18 protein-coding genes and 1 other RNA gene are annotated in these 15047 nt (G+C 66.8%); 12 read left to right on the top strand and 7 right to left on the bottom strand.

Annotation, left to right across the window (positions count from 1 at the left end):
* Nucleotides 1–99: 99 nt before the first annotated feature.
* Nucleotides 100–714 (bottom strand): YqgE/AlgH family protein, encoded by a 615-nt coding sequence (locus tag G3545_RS24225; protein ID WP_170016461.1) that lies wholly within the window; start codon nucleotides 712–714, stop codon nucleotides 100–102.
* 133 nt (nucleotides 715–847) lie between these two features.
* Between G3545_RS24225 and G3545_RS24220 the strand changes: the two genes are divergently transcribed.
* Together G3545_RS24220 and G3545_RS24215 are read left to right on the top strand one after the other, a co-directional pair.
* A complete protein-coding gene (locus G3545_RS24220; protein WP_170016459.1) occupies nucleotides 848–1687 on the top strand; it encodes a protein-disulfide reductase DsbD domain-containing protein in 840 nt (279 codons plus the stop codon).
* 126 nt (nucleotides 1688–1813) lie between these two features.
* Nucleotides 1814–2299 carry a peroxiredoxin gene (locus G3545_RS24215; protein ID WP_170016457.1) on the top strand — a complete coding sequence of 162 codons (486 nt, stop codon included), beginning with the start codon at nucleotides 1814–1816 and terminating at the stop codon, nucleotides 2297–2299.
* 155 nt (nucleotides 2300–2454) lie between these two features.
* Here the strand turns inward: G3545_RS24215 and G3545_RS24210 are convergent, their stop codons facing one another.
* A complete protein-coding gene (locus tag G3545_RS24210; RefSeq protein ID WP_170018263.1) occupies nucleotides 2455–2661 on the bottom strand; it encodes a DUF465 domain-containing protein in 207 nt (68 codons plus the stop codon).
* A gap of 210 nt (nucleotides 2662–2871) precedes the next feature.
* Here G3545_RS24210 and G3545_RS24205 point away from each other — a divergent pair, with 210 nt between their 5' ends.
* Entirely contained in the window at nucleotides 2872–3057 is a 186-nt protein-coding gene (locus G3545_RS24205; RefSeq protein WP_170016455.1) for a DUF465 domain-containing protein, read from the top strand.
* A 139-nt stretch (nucleotides 3058–3196) separates the two neighbouring features.
* Entirely contained in the window at nucleotides 3197–5155 is a 1959-nt protein-coding gene (locus G3545_RS24200) for a propionyl-CoA synthetase (protein WP_170016453.1), read from the top strand.
* 200 nt (nucleotides 5156–5355) lie between these two features.
* Here G3545_RS24200 and G3545_RS24195 read toward each other — a convergent pair whose 3' ends face one another.
* A complete protein-coding gene (locus tag G3545_RS24195; RefSeq protein ID WP_170016451.1) occupies nucleotides 5356–6066 on the bottom strand; it encodes a cell cycle transcriptional regulator TrcR in 711 nt (236 codons plus the stop codon).
* Nucleotides 6067–6292: 226 nt separating this feature from the next.
* Between G3545_RS24195 and ispH the strand changes: the two genes are divergently transcribed.
* From ispH to G3545_RS24170, 5 genes are all read left to right on the top strand, one after another.
* A complete protein-coding gene (gene ispH / locus G3545_RS24190; RefSeq protein WP_170016449.1) occupies nucleotides 6293–7264 on the top strand; it encodes a 4-hydroxy-3-methylbut-2-enyl diphosphate reductase in 972 nt (323 codons plus the stop codon).
* Nucleotides 7265–7293: 29 nt separating this feature from the next.
* Complete coding sequence (locus tag G3545_RS24185; RefSeq protein ID WP_170016447.1) at nucleotides 7294–8259, top strand: homoserine kinase; 966 nt, start codon at nucleotides 7294–7296, stop codon at nucleotides 8257–8259.
* Nucleotides 8256–8756 carry a ribonuclease HI gene (gene rnhA / locus G3545_RS24180; protein WP_170016445.1) on the top strand — a complete coding sequence of 167 codons (501 nt, stop codon included), beginning with the start codon at nucleotides 8256–8258 and terminating at the stop codon, nucleotides 8754–8756. The genes G3545_RS24185 and rnhA overlap by 4 nt, the downstream gene beginning before the upstream one ends.
* A gap of 272 nt (nucleotides 8757–9028) precedes the next feature.
* The gene (gene ykgO, locus G3545_RS24175; RefSeq protein WP_029353131.1) at nucleotides 9029–9154 is read left to right on the top strand and encodes a type B 50S ribosomal protein L36; all 126 of its coding nucleotides are present in this window, start codon (nucleotides 9029–9031) and stop codon (nucleotides 9152–9154) included.
* Nucleotides 9155–9246: 92 nt separating this feature from the next.
* Entirely contained in the window at nucleotides 9247–9930 is a 684-nt protein-coding gene (locus G3545_RS24170) for a tetratricopeptide repeat protein (protein WP_170016443.1), read from the top strand.
* A gap of 126 nt (nucleotides 9931–10056) precedes the next feature.
* Here the strand turns inward: G3545_RS24170 and G3545_RS24165 are convergent, their stop codons facing one another.
* From G3545_RS24165 to ssrA, 4 genes are all read right to left on the bottom strand, one after another.
* Nucleotides 10057–10569, bottom strand: coding sequence for a dihydrofolate reductase (locus tag G3545_RS24165; protein ID WP_246702555.1), 513 nt, complete (start codon nucleotides 10567–10569; stop codon nucleotides 10057–10059).
* Complete coding sequence (locus G3545_RS24160) at nucleotides 10566–11831, bottom strand: FAD-dependent oxidoreductase (RefSeq protein ID WP_170018261.1); 1266 nt, start codon at nucleotides 11829–11831, stop codon at nucleotides 10566–10568. Before G3545_RS24160 ends, G3545_RS24165 begins: the two co-directional genes overlap by 4 nt.
* Nucleotides 11832–11846: 15 nt before the next feature.
* A complete protein-coding gene (locus G3545_RS24155; RefSeq protein ID WP_170016441.1) occupies nucleotides 11847–12602 on the bottom strand; it encodes a ClpXP protease specificity-enhancing factor SspB in 756 nt (251 codons plus the stop codon).
* Nucleotides 12603–12665: 63 nt separating this feature from the next.
* Nucleotides 12666–13021, bottom strand: a transfer-messenger RNA (tmRNA) gene (ssrA, locus tag G3545_RS24150).
* 137 nt (nucleotides 13022–13158) lie between these two features.
* Between ssrA and G3545_RS24145 the strand changes: the two genes are divergently transcribed.
* The 3 genes from G3545_RS24145 (at nucleotide 13159) to G3545_RS24135 (ending at nucleotide 14969) form a co-directional block, all read left to right on the top strand.
* The gene (locus G3545_RS24145) at nucleotides 13159–13587 is read left to right on the top strand and encodes a hypothetical protein (protein WP_170016439.1); all 429 of its coding nucleotides are present in this window, start codon (nucleotides 13159–13161) and stop codon (nucleotides 13585–13587) included.
* Between the two features lie 100 nt (nucleotides 13588–13687).
* Nucleotides 13688–14482 (top strand): thymidylate synthase, encoded by a 795-nt coding sequence (locus G3545_RS24140; protein WP_170016437.1) that lies wholly within the window; start codon nucleotides 13688–13690, stop codon nucleotides 14480–14482.
* A gap of 7 nt (nucleotides 14483–14489) precedes the next feature.
* Entirely contained in the window at nucleotides 14490–14969 is a 480-nt protein-coding gene (locus G3545_RS24135) for a GNAT family N-acetyltransferase (RefSeq protein ID WP_170016435.1), read from the top strand.
* The last annotated feature ends 78 nt before the right edge of the window (nucleotides 14970–15047 follow it).

The raw sequence follows: 15047 nt of genomic DNA, 5'->3' as shown, positions 1-15047 counted from the left end.
GCGCCTCGGGATGACTCTGCTTTTTACAGAACCACGTCATCCTGAGATGCGAGCAAAGCGAGCCTCGAAGGATGCTCAAGCAATGCGCAGCTCAGGGCCTCACGCGTGCCCGGCCTCGCTCGACAGCATGCCCGGGTGGATGCCGATCTTGCGCAAGGCGAGTTCGTATTTCGCCGAAGTGTCGGCCTCGAAGATCAGCGAGCGGTCGGCCTGGCAATGCAGCCAGCCATTCTGCTGGATCTCGTTCTCCAGCTGCCCCGGCGCCCAGCCGGCATAGCCGAGCGCGAGGATCGCGTTCTCCGGTCCGCCGCCGGCCGCGATCGCTTTCAATATGTCGAGCGTCGCGGTCAGGCAGACGCCGGTATCGATCGGCAGCGTCGAATTCTCGATAAAAAAATCCGCGCTGTGCAGCACGAAGCCGCGGCCGGTTTCCACCGGTCCGCCGCGCAGCACCTTCACCGTGCCGGCTCGCGACGGCAGGCGGATCAGCTCGGCCTCCGGAATCACGTCGAGCTGCACCAGCAGATCCGGGAAATTGATGTTGGCGGCGGGCTGGTTGACGATGATGCCCATCGCCCCTTCCGAAGAGTGGGCGCACAGATAGATCACGGCCCGCGCGAAGCGTTCGTCGCGCATTCCGGGCATCGCCACCAGCATCTGCCCGTCCAGGAACTCGCCGCCGGGCGTGTCGTCAGTCGGGTGTCCGATCCTCATAGGGAAAGCGTAAACCCAAAGGGCGCTTTTTCAAGGAGGTGCGCTGCACAATGACTCAAATGTCGAAGGGTTCACAGCAAAGTGCAGGCGCTGTAGCTTCCCGCCGCGCAGCGGACAGGATATCGCCAACGCCATGGTCCTGAAGCTCGTTTCGACGATTCCATTGTCCCTCGCCGCGTTGCTGGCCGGCGTGGCGTCGCCGGCACACGCCGGCATGGAATCCGACTGGTCGGCGCCGTCCGGCACCGCGGTGCGCCTCCTCGCCGGCGCGAGCGACGGTACAACGCTCGCCGGCGGCATCGAGATCCGCCTCGCCCCCGGCTGGAAGACTTATTGGCGCTATCCCGGCGACAGCGGCATCCCGCCGCGCTTCGACTGGTCGGGCTCGGAGAATGTCGGCAGCGTCGCGTTGTCCTGGCCCGCCCCGCAGCGCTTCGGCGATGGCGACGGCAATTTCTCCATCGGCTACAAGCACGACGTCATCCTGCCGGTGCGCATCGCGCCGAAGGACGCCGCGCAGCCGGTGAAGCTGCGGCTCGATCTGGAATTCGCGGTCTGCGAGAAGATCTGCCAGCCGGCACATGCCGCACTCGCGCTCGATGTGCCGGCAGCCGGCGCGGCCCCCTCCCCCGATACACTGATCGCGGCCGAGGCCGCACTGCCGCGCCGCGCCGCGCTGGGCGCCAGCGGGGCAGTCGGCATCGACACGGTAAAGCTCGAGAGCAAGGCAGTGCGTATCGAGGCCCGCGTCGCCAGCGCCGAGAAGGGCGTAGACCTGTTCGTCGAGGGGCCCACTGATGGTTGGGCCCTGCCCTTGCCGACGCTCAAGCACGTCAAGGATGGCCGCGCCGAATTCCTGATGCCGGTCGACGGCGTGCCCAAGGGCGCCAGCATCGCCGGTGTGCCGTTGCGCTTTACCCTGATCGACGGCAACCGCGCCGTCGAGGTCGAGGCCCCGCTTTCCGCGCCGTGATACGGCTTCCCGCGCGGCGGGAAATGACTATGCTGCCGTCCGACCAAGGTGGGGTGCTCAGGCGGAGCGCCCTCGCCTGCGGGTCGCTCCGCACTCGATAAAATTCCGCGCACGAAAGGACATCCCATGACGATCAAGGTCGGCGACATGCTGCCGAGCGCCACCTTCCGCGTCGCCACTGCCGACGGGCCGGTGCCGAAGTCCAGCGAAGAGGTCTTCAAGAACAAGAAGGTGGTGCTGTTCGCGGTGCCGGGCGCCTTCACCCCGACCTGCCACAAGAATCATCTGCCGAGCTTCGTCGCCCGTGCCGACGAGATTCTGGCGCGCGGCGTCGACACCATCGCCGTCACCGCGGTGAACGATCCCTTCGTGCTCGCGGCCTGGGAATCGGCGTCCAACACCGGCGGCAAGATCGTGTTCCTGTCTGACGGCAATGGCGAGTTCGCCAAGGCGATCGGCATGGATTTCGACGCCTCGGCCGCCGGCCTCGGCCTGCGCTCGAAGCGCTACTCGATGCTGGTCGAGGACGGCGAGGTCATGGTGCTGAACGTCGAGGACGTGCCGAGCAAGGCCGACAAGACCAATGCCGACGTGCTGCTGACGCAGATCTGAGCCGCGACGCTTCGGCTCCCTCTCCAAACGACGTCATGCCCGGGCTTGTCCCGGGCATTCACGTCTTTGGACCAAGGCACAACGATGGATGGCCGGACAAGCCCGACCATGACGAGCGGCGAGACGCCTACCCGCCCACGGTCGAGGGCACTCCCTCACGCGATGATATCCGGGAAAATCTGGTCCTCGACGAAGCCGATGCGATCCTTGAGCTGCAGCTTGCGCTTCTTGAAGCGCGCAAGCTGCAACTGATCGCAGCCCGGCATGGCCTGCAGGGCCTCGATTGCGTTGTCGAGATCGCGGTGCTCCTGGCGCAGGCGCTCGAGGAGAGCCTTCAGCTCGCGTTCCTCATCCGCCGTCATGTTCACGAACGCCCGACCTGCCTTCCGACTCGCCGCTCGCACACGGCCAAGCGGGAGTATCACCCCCCTGCCCCGCCGCCGCAATATGCCGGTGAGCCGCATGGCAACGACATCTCCCGGATGCTGCATTGCAGCGACTCGTTTCGTCGACAGCGGGTGCGAGCCGTGACAGACTAATGACGTTCACTTCGAGACAGGGAGAGATTGTCCATGTCCATGCAGGCGCATGTCGCGGAGCTGGAACGGCGCCACCAGGCGCTCGATAGGGAGCTCCGCGAAGAACTGAACCATCCCGCCTCCGATGACGCCAAGATCACCGATCTCAAGCGTCGCAAGCTTCAGCTCAAGGACCAGATCAACCGATTGCGTAGCGGCGAAGACGTGACGCTACACTGATTTGCGAGAAACGGGGCGTATTTCCCCGCGTTTCGGCCGCACGGCCGACGACGAGAACCGCCGGCCCGCGTGCCGGCGGTTTTTCGTTCCGACGACGTCGCCACAGACGATGCCGGGCGGATAGATCGAGAAGACAAATATGTCGAAGAACCGCGCCAAGACGAGCACCGACGCCACGCCGAGCCGCTACCCCGCTACCTATATGCGGGCGGAGGCCGACCCGGAAAGTTTCTGGCGCGAGGCGGCCCGGGCCATCGACTGGATCGCCGAGCCACGCGACATTTTCGAGCCCACCCGCGGCGTCTATGGCCGCTGGTTCGTCGGCGGCCTGTGCAATGTCTGCTACAACGCCGTGGACCGCCATGTCAGCGCCGGCCGCGGCACCCAGGCGGCGATCCTCTATGACAGCCCGGTCACCGGGGTGAAACGCACCATCACCTATTCCGAGCTGCTGTCGGAGGTGCGCACCATCGGCGCCATGCTGCGCGACCTCGGCGTCGAGAAGGGCGACCGCGTCGTCATCTATATGCCGATGGTGCCGGAAGCGATGTTCGCCATGCTGGCCTGCGCCCGCATCGGCGCGGTGCATTCCGTGGTGTTCGGCGGCTTCGCCGCCATGGAACTGGCGAGCCGCATCGACGACGCCAAGCCGAAGGTGGTGCTCTCCGCCTCCTGCGGTGTCGAGCCGACCCGGCTCGTGCCCTACAAGCCGCTGCTCGACCAGGCGCTCGCGCTATCGTCGCACAAGCCGGAAGCCTGCATCATCCTGCAGCGCCCCGAATTGGAAGCCGAGCTTCAGCCCGGCCGCGACCGCGACTGGGCGAAGCTGCGCGATCGCGCGGCGGCGGGCGGGCGCGGCGTCGATTGCGCCCCGGTCGGCGCCACCGATCCGCTCTATATCCTCTACACCTCCGGAACCACCGGCAAACCCAAGGGCGTGGTGCGCGACACCGCCGGCTACATGGTGGCACTGCGCTGGTCGATGGAGGCGCTCTATGGCGTGAGGCCGGGCGAGGTTTATTGGTCGGCCTCGGATATCGGCTGGGTGGTCGGGCACTCCTACATCGTTTACGCCCCGCTGCTCGCCGGCTGCACCACCGTGCTCTATGAGGGCAAGCCGGTGGGCACGCCGGATGCCGGCGCGTTCTGGCGCGTCGTCGCGGAATACGGCGTGGTGGCGCTGTTCACCGCCCCGACCGCGCTGCGCGCCATCAAGAAGGAAGACCCGGAAGGGCGGCTGATGCGTGACCACGACATCTCCACCTTGCGCACCCTGTTCCTCGCCGGCGAGCGCGCCGATCCCGACACGGTGCGCTGGGCGCAGACGAAGCTGGGCGTGCCGGTGGTGGATCATTGGTGGCAGACCGAGACCGGCTGGGCCATTGCCGGCAATCCGGTCGGCCTCGGCCGGCTGCCGGTGCCGGCAGGCTCGACCGGCGTGCCGATGCCGGGCTACCGCGTCGATATACTGGACGAAGCGGGCCACCCGGTGGAGGCGAACCGCATGGGCGCGGTGGCGATCAAGCTGCCGATGCCGCCCGGCTGCCTGCCCACGCTGTGGGAGCAGAAGGAACGCTTCGTCGAGACCTACCTCACCGAGTTCCCCGGCTACTACAAGACGGCGGATGCCGGTTTCCGCGACCCCGACGGCAACCTGTTCATCATGGGTCGCACCGACGACATCATAAATGTCGCCGGCCACCGGCTTTCCACCGGCGGCATGGAAGAGGTGCTGGCCTCGCACCCCGACGTCGCGGAATGCGCGGTGATCGGCGTGCATAACGAGATCAAGGGCGAGGTGCCTTGCGGCTTCGTGGTGCTGAAAGCCGGCGTCGCACGGGCGCCCGACGAGATCGAGCGCGAGATCGTGGCGATGGTGCGCGAGCGCATCGGCCCGGTGGCGGCATTCCGCCTCGCCATCACCGTGGCGAGGCTGCCGAAGACCCGTTCGGGCAAGATATTGCGCGGCACGATGAAGAAGATCGCCGATGGCGAGACCTGGGCGATGCCGGCGACGATCGACGATCCCGGCACGCTGGGCGAGATCGCCGACGCTTTGAAGACCCGCGGCTTCGCCCTGCAGATGCCTGCAGCTTAGCTCGGCGTCTTCTTCTGCTTCAGCATCCTTCGAGGCCCGGCTTTGCCGGGCACCTCAGGATGAGGTCGATTAGAAAGACAACCTCATCCTGAGATGCGAGCGCAGCGAGCCTCGAAGGACGCTGAGGCAGAGCGCGCCAGAATCAAAATGGCCGGGACAAGCCCGGCCATGACGAATGGAACAGCAGACTACAAAGAGGATCACTCCTCCTCGCCGCCCTCGCTCTTCTTCGAGCCGCCGAGCTTGGCGAACACGGTCTCGAGGTCGAGCGGCTCGTCCTTCTTGCGCGACGGCGGCGAATAGGGTTCCTCCGGCTCGGCATGCGCCGTCGTGACGTCGGCCGGGAGCAGCGTCGCACCCTGCTCGCCCACGGGCTGCGCCGGACGGTCCTTGGAGGAGCGCTGCACCTCGATGTCGAGGTCGATCTGCGAGCACAGGCCGAGCGTCACCGGATCCATCGGCGTCAGGTTCTGCGCATTCCAGTGGGTGCGCTCCTTGATCGATTCGATGGTGGTCTTGGTGGTGCCGACGAGGCGCATGATCTGGCTGTCCTTCAGCTCCGCATGGTTGCGCAGCAGCCAGAGAATGGCGTTCGGCCGGTCCTGGCGCTTCGACACCGGAGTGTAGCGCGGCCCGCGGCGGCGCTTCGGCTCCGGCAGGCGGACCTTGGATTCCAGCAGCTTCAGCCGGTGGTTCGGGTTCTTCTCGGCGCGGTCGATCTCGTCGCGGGAGAGCTGGCCGGTGGTGATCGGATCGCTGCCCTTGATGCCCTGCGCGACTTCGCCGTCCGCAATGCCCTTCACCTCCAGCGGGTGGAGATTACAAAAAGCCGCGATCTGCTCGAAGCTGAGCGCTGTGTTTTCCACCAGCCAAACGGCGGTGGCCTTCGGCATCAGGGGTGCGTTCGCCATGGCGCGCGTCTCCTTAAGAAATCACTCTTGTTGCTTCGGTTTGCGCAAAGACTCTCGTGCTCCGCCCGACCCTTCTGGGGGCGGAGCCTCGGACCGTCTCGCGATGACCGGGATGGAACGAATATAAGCGTGCATGCGCGCTCGTGCAATTGGCATGCGCGCCGCGCGCTTGACAGCGCCTGCCGCGCCACCCATGACGTTGGCCGAACCGCCCACGGACACTGCGATGCACGCTTCCGAAAAGCCATCCCTGCGCGTCCTGCTGTGCGCGCCGCGCGGCTTCTGTGCCGGCGTGGTGCGCGCCATCGACGCCGTGGAGCAGGCGCTCGCGCTTTACGGTGCGCCGGTCTATGTGCGCCACGAGATCGTCCACAACAAATATGTCGTCGAAGGCCTGAAGGCGAAGGGCGCCATCTTCGTCAAGGAACTGCACGAGGTCCCGGACGGCACCACGGCGCCGGTGATCTTCTCCGCGCACGGCGTGGCCAAATCGGTGCCGGAAGAAGCGGCGGCGCGCAATTTCCTCGCCATCGACGCCACCTGCCCATTGGTGACCAAGGTGCATCGCGAGGCCAGCGTGCACTACAAGCGCGGCCGCGAGGTGGTGCTGATCGGCCATGCCGGCCACCCGGAAGTGATCGGCACCATGGGCCAGTTGCCGGCCGGTGCGGTGAAGCTGGTGCAGACGCCGGCAGATGCGCGCGCCTTCACTCCCCGCGACCCGGAGAACTTCGCCTATACGACGCAGACCACCCTCTCCATCGACGATACCGCCGAGATCGTCGCCATATTGCAGGAGCGCTTCCCGTCCATGGCGGGACCGCACAAGGAGGACATCTGCTACGCCACCACCAACCGCCAGGAGGCGGTGAAACGGGTGGCGCCGCAGGTCGACGCCTTGATCGTGGTCGGCGCCCCGTACTCCTCCAATTCCCAGCGCCTGCGCGAAGTGGCGCTCCGCGAGGGCTGCCGCGTCTCCGCACTGGTGCAGCGGGCGAACGAGATCGACTGGTCGGTGTTCGGCACCATCTCCTCGCTCGCCGTGACCGCGGGCGCCTCGGCGCCGGAAGTCCTCGTCGAAGAGGTGCTCGACGCCTTTGCCGAGCGCTTTGCGCTCCAGATCGAGACCGTGCACACCGCGCACGAGGATGTGTTCTTCCCCCTGCCCCGCCAGCTCCGCCCGGATGCGGCGGAGTGATTCCGCGGCGGAATAGCTGAAAGACCATTATGGCCGTCTATACCGACGTCTCCCCGGAAGAGCTGGAAGCCTTCCTCGCGACCTATGACATCGGCCGGCTGCGCGCCTTCAAGGGCATTGCGGAAGGCGTCGAGAACTCGAACTTTCTCCTCCAGACCGAAGCCGGCAGCTTCATCCTGACGCTCTATGAGAAGCGGGTGAACCCGGCCGACCTGCCCTTCTTCATCGGCCTGATGGAGCATCTGGCGAGCCGCGGCATCGATTGCCCGCAGCCGGTGAAGAACCGCAAGGGCGAGGCGCTCGGCACGCTGGCCGGCCGGCCCTGCGCCATCGCCACCTTCCTGATCGGCACCTCGGTGCGCCGCCCCAAGGTGGCGCACTGCGCCGCGCTTGGCGAGACACTGGCCGGGCTGCACAAGGCCGGCGCCGGCTTTGCCATCCGCCGCACCAATGCGCTCTCCGTGCAGGGCTGGCGGCCGCTGTTCGAGGCCGCCGGCGCACGCACCGATACGGTGGCGACCGGCCTTCAGGCGCTGATCGCCGACGAACTCGGGACGCTGGAGGCCAATTGGCCGACCGGCCTGCCGGCCGGCGTCATCCATGCCGACCTGTTCCCGGACAATGTGTTCTTCATCGACGACAAGCTGTCCGGCCTGATCGACTTCTATTTCGCCTGCAACGACCTCTTGGCCTATGACATTGCCATCTGCCTCAATGCCTGGTGCTTCGAGCCGGACGGCGCCTACAACGCCACCAAGGGCCGCGCGCTGCTCGCCGCCTATGGCGCGGTGCGCCCGCTGGAGCCGGCCGAGGTCGAGGCACTGCCGCTGCTGGCCCGCGGCGCCGCGCTGCGCTTCCTGCTGACCCGCCTCGTCGACTGGCTGAACGTGCCGCCCGGCGCGCTGGTGCGCCCGCACGATCCGCTGGAATATCTGCGCAAGCTGCGCTTCCACCGCGGCGCGCAGAGTGCCCGCGACTACGGGATCGCAGCGTGAGCACCGGCACGGCGCGCATCTTCTCCGACGACACCACCAAGGGCACCGTCGCGATCTGGACCGACGGCGCCTGCTCCGGCAATCCGGGCCCCGGCGGCTGGGGCGCCATATTGCGCTATGCCGGCACCGAGAAGGAGCTGTCCGGCGGCGACGCCCCCACCACCAATAACCGCATGGAGCTGATGGCGGCGATCTCCGCGCTGGAAGCGCTGAAGCGGCCCTGCACGGTCGATCTGCACACCGACAGCGAATATCTGCGCAACGGCGTCACCAAATGGCTAGCGGGCTGGAAGCGCAATGGCTGGCGCACCGCCGACAAGAAGCCGGTGAAGAACATCGACCTGTGGGAGCGCCTCGATGCCGCGCTCGGCCGCCACGAGATTCGCTGGCACTGGGTGAAGGGTCATGCGGGCGACGAGATGAACGAGCGCGCCGACGAACTCGCCCGCGCCGGCATGGCGCCGTTCAAGCGCGCGCGGGGCGAGGCTGGGGGCTAAAGTCACCACGTTATCCTGAGGCGCTCGGGCAAAGCCCGAGCCTTGAAGGATGCCCACTCTCGATGGCCGTCTTCTGCTTGAGCATCCTTCGAGGCTCGCTAGTGGCTCGCACCTCAGGATGACGTCGCTTTTGCGGGTAATTGACCGCATCTGATTGACAAAACCCCTGCCCCTCCGCTATCAGCCGGGCCTCGAATTAAAGCTGGCGGATCGGGGCGCGGCCATGGAGGCGCCGTCTCATGCGCAGGCGCAATCGATCCGAAGGTAGTGTCATGAAGATCCGCAACTCGCTCAAGACCCTGCTCGGCCGTCACCGCGACAACCGTCTGGTGCGCCGCAAGGGCCGCGTCTACATCATCAACAAGACCCAGAAGCGCTTCAAGGCGCGTCAGGGCTGAGCCTTCCACGCGCCCGTTGCCGCGCTTCACGATTGCGCGGCCGCACTGCAGCATGGATTGACGAGGGCGCCATTGCTCCTAAACTCGGGAGCATGCGCGCCCTTTTTGCTGTCCTCATCCTGACGCTGGCGCCGGCTGGCGCTTTTGCCCAGACCGACGCTCCCAGGCCCATGCCGCCCGTGCTGCGGTCGGATCCCGGCATGAAGCCCGGCGCCGACAAGGCCGATCCGGGCAAACCCGCCGACGGCAAATCGGCCGACAACAGATCGCTTCCCAAGCCGGCCGAGGTTGATCACGTCAAGCGGCTCGATGCCCTGTTCGAGGCGCTGAAAGTGGCGCCGACCAAGGAATCGGCCAAGGCGATCGCCGATCGCATCGATGTCGCGCTGATCCCTTCGAACAGCGACACCGCCGACTTGCTCATGTCCCGCGCCGCGCTCGCCACCGAGGCCAAGGATTTCGACCTCGCCATCCAGTTGCTGGACGGGGTGCTCGCCGTGGTGCCGGACCATCTCGAAGCCTGGAACAAGCGCGCCACGGTCTTCTATCTCAAGGAAGACTTCTCCGATTCGCTGGCCGACCTGCGCCAGGTGGTGGCGCGCGAGCCGCGCCACTACGGCGCCTGGGCCGGCATCGCGCTGATCTGCAAGGATGTTGGCGACGAGAAGCATGCGCTCGAGGCCGCCCGCCGCGCGCTCGCCATCTATCCGCAGCTCGAGCAGATGAAGGACATGGAGAAGGAGCTGGCCATCAAGGTCGAAGGCCGGCCGATCTGACCTCTCCCCCAAGCAAAGTGTCATCCCGGCCAAGGCGAAGCCGCAGAGCCGGGATCGTAGGACGATGAAAACCGTTTTCGCGATCCCGGATATTGCCTGCAGCAATTCCGGGATGACGACCAAATCTCAAACCCGCTCGTAATCGGCGAAGCTGAAGGCGAACTCGTCCTTTTCGCCCTGGATCGGCCCTTCGCGGCCGACTTCCCGCCACGCCGCGCGGTCGAACGCCGGGAACGACACGTCGCCTTCCGGCCTGCCATGCACCTCGGTCAGCCTCAGCCGGTCCGCCAGCGGCAGCGCCTGCGCATAGATGTCCGCGCCGCCGATCACCGCCGCCTCGTCCACGCCGAGCCTTGAAGCCTCCGCCTCGGCCAGCAGAAGCGCTTCATCGAGCGAGCCGGCCAGCAGCACGCCCTCCGGCACCGGATAGGTGCCGTCGCGGGTGATGACGATGCTGGTGCGTCCCGGCAGCGGGCGGCCGATGGAGGCGAACGTGCGCCGGCCCATCAGGATCGGCTTGCCCCAGGTGATGGCCCGGAAGCGCTTGAGATCGCCGGAGATCCGCCAGGGCAGTTCGTCGCCACGGCCGATGACGCCGTTCTCGGCGACGGCAGCGACAAGGGCGAGCCGCACGCTCACGCCGGCCGTCCGAGCAAGGCGAGTGCCGTATCCGCCGCCGCAAGCCCGCTGAGATGGGCGCCGTGCGCGGTGGAATAGGCATGGGTCGAGACCGCCTCGCCGGCGAACAGCACCTTGTCGTCGAGGCTCTGCGACAGCCGCGCCCGCATATGCGCAAGGCCCGGCAGCGCACAGCTATAGGCGCCGCCGATCAGCGGGTCAGTGACCCATGCCGTGGTCGCGGTGCCGGCAATGTGGGCGCGCAGGTCCGAACCAAAGGCATCGACCAGCGCACTGAGCCCGAAATCGACCATCGCCGCCGGGCCCGCCGCGACCAGTTCGGCGGCGTTCTCGCCAGCGAGTTGCCCGATCGCCATCGGATGGCCGAACGGATGAAGCGTGAAATTGATCGGCGCCCGCGTGGGATGGCGAAGATCGATGGTGTCGCAATAGTCGGTCGATGCCGGACCGAAGACGTCGCGATCGAAATGGAAGGCGACCTTTTCGGCAGCACCCAGCGGCAGCGCGGCGAAAGCTTCCGCGAGATCGACAGGCAATGCCGGCGCGAAGTCGATATGGCCGTTGGCGACGACGCTGGTGGGCACCGCAAGAATGGCGACGCGCGCCCGTACCGTGCCGTGCGGCGTGTCCGCGGCGATACCGGCGCCAGACCAGTCGAGCCGCGTCACCGGGCAATCCAGCGTCACCGCAAGGTCCGGCGCCGCCGCGTTGGCCACCGCTGCCACCAGCGCCCCATAGCCCTTCTCTACCGGATAATTCTCGCCGGTGTCGGTATAGGCGGCGAAATCCAGCGTGGAGAGCCGCTCGGCGTCCGCCGCCGACATCAAGGAGAGCCAGTGCCGGGTCAGCCGCAGCCAGGGCGTGGAACGGTCCATCACTTCGCTGGCGGCGACGTCGCGGCCCTCGTCGCCGGCCCGCTTCACCGCCTCGAACACCCCGCCGATGGCGGCCCAGACCGCGTTGCGCTCATCCACGGTGGCCCAGCGGTCGCCGAGATGGGTGTCTCGGGCCTGCCGGCTGCCGCGCTGGAGATAGATGAAGCCGAGTTCGTCGGCGAGCTTGCGCAGCGGATTGACCGAGGCCGAGTGCAGCCAGTGGCACCCGCGATCCCACGCGACGCCGAAAGCGGCAGTGTCGGTGAAAGCGCGCCCGCCGATGCGGCCCGCCGCCTCCAGAACCGCGACCTTCCTGCCGGCGCGATACAGCCGCGCCCCGGCGGCAAGGCCGGCGGCCCCGGCGCCGATCACCACGGCATCGAACATGTCGCTCACGGGAGGCTATTTCTTGCGGAACGCGTCAAGGCGCACGACCTGGGCGCCGCCGGGCGTCGCCTCGTCCTTCGCGGGAGCGTCCTTGGAGGTAGCGTCCTTGCCGGAGTCCTTCACGGCAGCATCCTTTGCGGCCGGCTCTTTCACCGGCGCTTCCTTGCCGGCCGCCTTCGCCGCCGGTTCGGGAGCCTTCCGCTCCGCCGGCTTGGCTTCGGTTGGCTTGGCCTCGGTTGCCTTTACAGCAACCGGCTTGCTGGCGACCGGCTTCAGCGCCGTGGCGGGTTCAGTGGGCCGCACAGGGCGGGCGGTGGAACTCGTCGCCGGCACCGACGTGGTGCGTGCGCGCCCCACCCGCTCGGGTGCGGCGGGCGGCGCTGCCTCTTCGCCGCCTTCCTCATCCTCGTCGCCGGGAGGCGGCTCGAATTGCAGCCCGAACTTCACCGACGGGTCGTAGAAGCTGGTCAGTGCCTCGAATGGAATGTGCAGGCGTTCCGGCACATTGCCGAAGGACAGCCCTACCTCGACGAACTTGTCGGTGACGACCAGATCCCAGAACTGGTGCTGGAGCACAATCGTCATCGTCGTGGGATGGCGCTCCTTCAGCCGCGCGGACAGCCGCACGCCCGGCGCCTGGGTGTTGAAGCCAATGAAGAAATGATGCTCGCCGGGCAAGCCATCCCGTGCGGCATCGGTCAGCACGCGGCGAACGACGTCGCGCAGCGCGTCCTGCACCAGAAGATCATAGCGGATCAGATCGACACTCATGCCGCCAATGAACCCGATTCCGGCGCCGACCGAAAGCCGCCTCTGCATGCGGCGAGTAAAATGAGTGGAGGCTTCTGTTGCCAGGTGCCTCCGAACCCCGCCTCACGGTGCTACCCGCTAGGACTTATTTTCCGTAGATCAAACCGCTCACGCGGCCTGAGCAACCGGAGCATAGTTGTCGTTGGCAACTATATGTTTGGTCCGATGACGGCGGTACCATGCCGAGCGAAAGAACACCCTTTACGCCCTCGTCGATCCTGTTTCGCCCCCGCCGCAGCCCACCCCGCGGGATGGGTTCTGGTGGAGGCGCCGGGTACTGCCCCCGGGTCCGAAGGGTTTATTCCGATGACCGTTTATCGCCATAGCCGACTTGCGCCGGCCCTTCGAATATAGGGGGAGCACGCCTCCGAGGGAAGGCCCTCGCCGCCCCGCGCGCAGCGACCGCCCCGCTTGCGCCGCGAAAATACCCACGCCATGCCCTCACTGGCGTGGAACACGTGCCGCAATGGAACATTCTTCTCGCACCTGGGGGCGCAGACAGGGAAGGAGAAGAAACATGTGGATTTCCAGGGCGACCATCGGCGGCCTCGCCGCCGCGGCTGGTTTCGGTGCGCTGGCGCTGACGCCCGCACAGGCCACCGATCTCTATTACGGTTCCGGGCCGGCCCCGGTCTATGAACCGGCCCCGGTCTATGTCGAGCCGGCGCCGGTCTATGAGGCGTATCCCCAAGGTTACGTGGTGGCACCGGCTCCGCGGGTCATCGTCCGTCCGGCGCCGCGGCATGTGATCGTGCGCGAGGTCGAACCCTATCGCCGCGACATCTATGTGCGCGACGTCCCGCTGCCGCCCGCCCCGGTCGGCGGCTATTATGAGGGCGGCTATGATAACGGCTACCCGGACGACGCTTATGGCGACGACTGCCGGCCGGTGACCCGCGAGACCCCTTCGGGCCGCGTCATAGCGGTGGGCAACACCTGCGACTGACGCCTGCAACCGTGCATGACCAGGGGCGGGCTCTAGATGTGTCCGCCCCTTGCGCCTACCATATGTGGCGAAACGGCACGGATGAATCGGCAGCGCTCCTATGCGGCAATATCACGAGCTTCTGGAACGCGTCCTGCGCGAGGGCACGCGCAAGGCGGACCGCACCGGCACCGGCACGCTCTCGGTGTTCGGCCACCAGATGCGCTTCGACCTCAGCGAGGGTTTCCCGCTGCTGACCACCAAGAAGCTGCACACCCGCTCCATCGTGCATGAATTGCTGTGGTTCCTCGCCGGCGACACCAACATCGCCTATCTCAAGGCGAACGGTGTCTCGATCTGGGACGAATGGGCGGACGAGAAGGGGAATCTCGGCCCGGTCTATGGCCATCAATGGCGCTCCTGGCCGACGCCGGAAGGCGGAGTGATCGACCAGATCGCCGGGGTCGTCACCGACATCCGCCGCAATCCGGATTCGCGCCGGCTGATCGTCACCGCCTGGAACCCGGCCGACGTGCCGAGGATGGCGCTGCCGCCCTGCCATCTGCTGTTCCAGTTCTATGTCGCCGACGGCAGGCTGTCCTGCCAGCTCTATCAACGCTCGGCCGATGTCTTCCTCGGCGTGCCGTTCAACATCGCCAGCTATGCGTTGCTGACCCACATGGTGGCGCAGGTCACCGGCCTGCAGCCGGGCGACTTCGTCCACACGCTCGGCGATACGCATCTCTATGTGAACCATCTGGAGCAGGCCCATCTCCAGCTCTCGCGCAGCCCGCGCCCGCTGCCGCAGCTCAAGCTGAACCCTGATGTGACCGACCTCTTCGCCTTCCGCTTCGAGGACATCGCGATCGAGGGCTACGATCCGGCACCGGCCATCAAGGCGCCGGTGGCGGTTTAACACGTTCATGTCCCTCGCCATCCGCCCTGCCCGCCCCGGCGAAGCCGCGCTGGTGTTCGCGTTCGTCCGCGAGCTCGCCGATTACGAGCAGTTGCTGCACGAGGTCGACGCGACCGTCGCGGACATCGACCGGGCGCTGTTCGGCGAGACCCCGCGCGCCTTCTGCGACATTGCGGAATGGGATGGCCAGCCGGCCGGCATCGCGCTGTGGTTCTATAATTTCTCGACCTTCCGCGGTCGGCACGGGCTCTTCCTGGAAGACCTGTTCGTGCGTCCGGCCTGGCGCGGCCGTGGCATTGCCACGGCATTGATGAAGCATCTGGCCAGGCGTTGCGTGGATGAAGACCTCGCCCGCTTCGAATGGTCGGTGCTCGACTGGAACGAGCCGGCGATCAAGTTCTATCGCTCGATCGGCGCGGTGCCGCTGGATGATTGGACCATCCAGCGCGTCAGCGGCGATGCGCTGCGCAAGCTGGCAACCTCGTAGCCCGCCCCCAAAAGAAAAAACCGCCGGCGCGAAGCCGGCGGTTTGCAGTTGCGAGCGGGGTGCTCGGGGGTCCGAAAA

Origin of the sequence: Starkeya sp. ORNL1 (assembly GCF_012971745.1) — a bacterium.
Taxonomy (GTDB): Bacteria; Pseudomonadota; Alphaproteobacteria; order Rhizobiales; family Xanthobacteraceae; genus Ancylobacter.
This window is presented reverse-complemented; position numbering and strand designations above follow the sequence as displayed.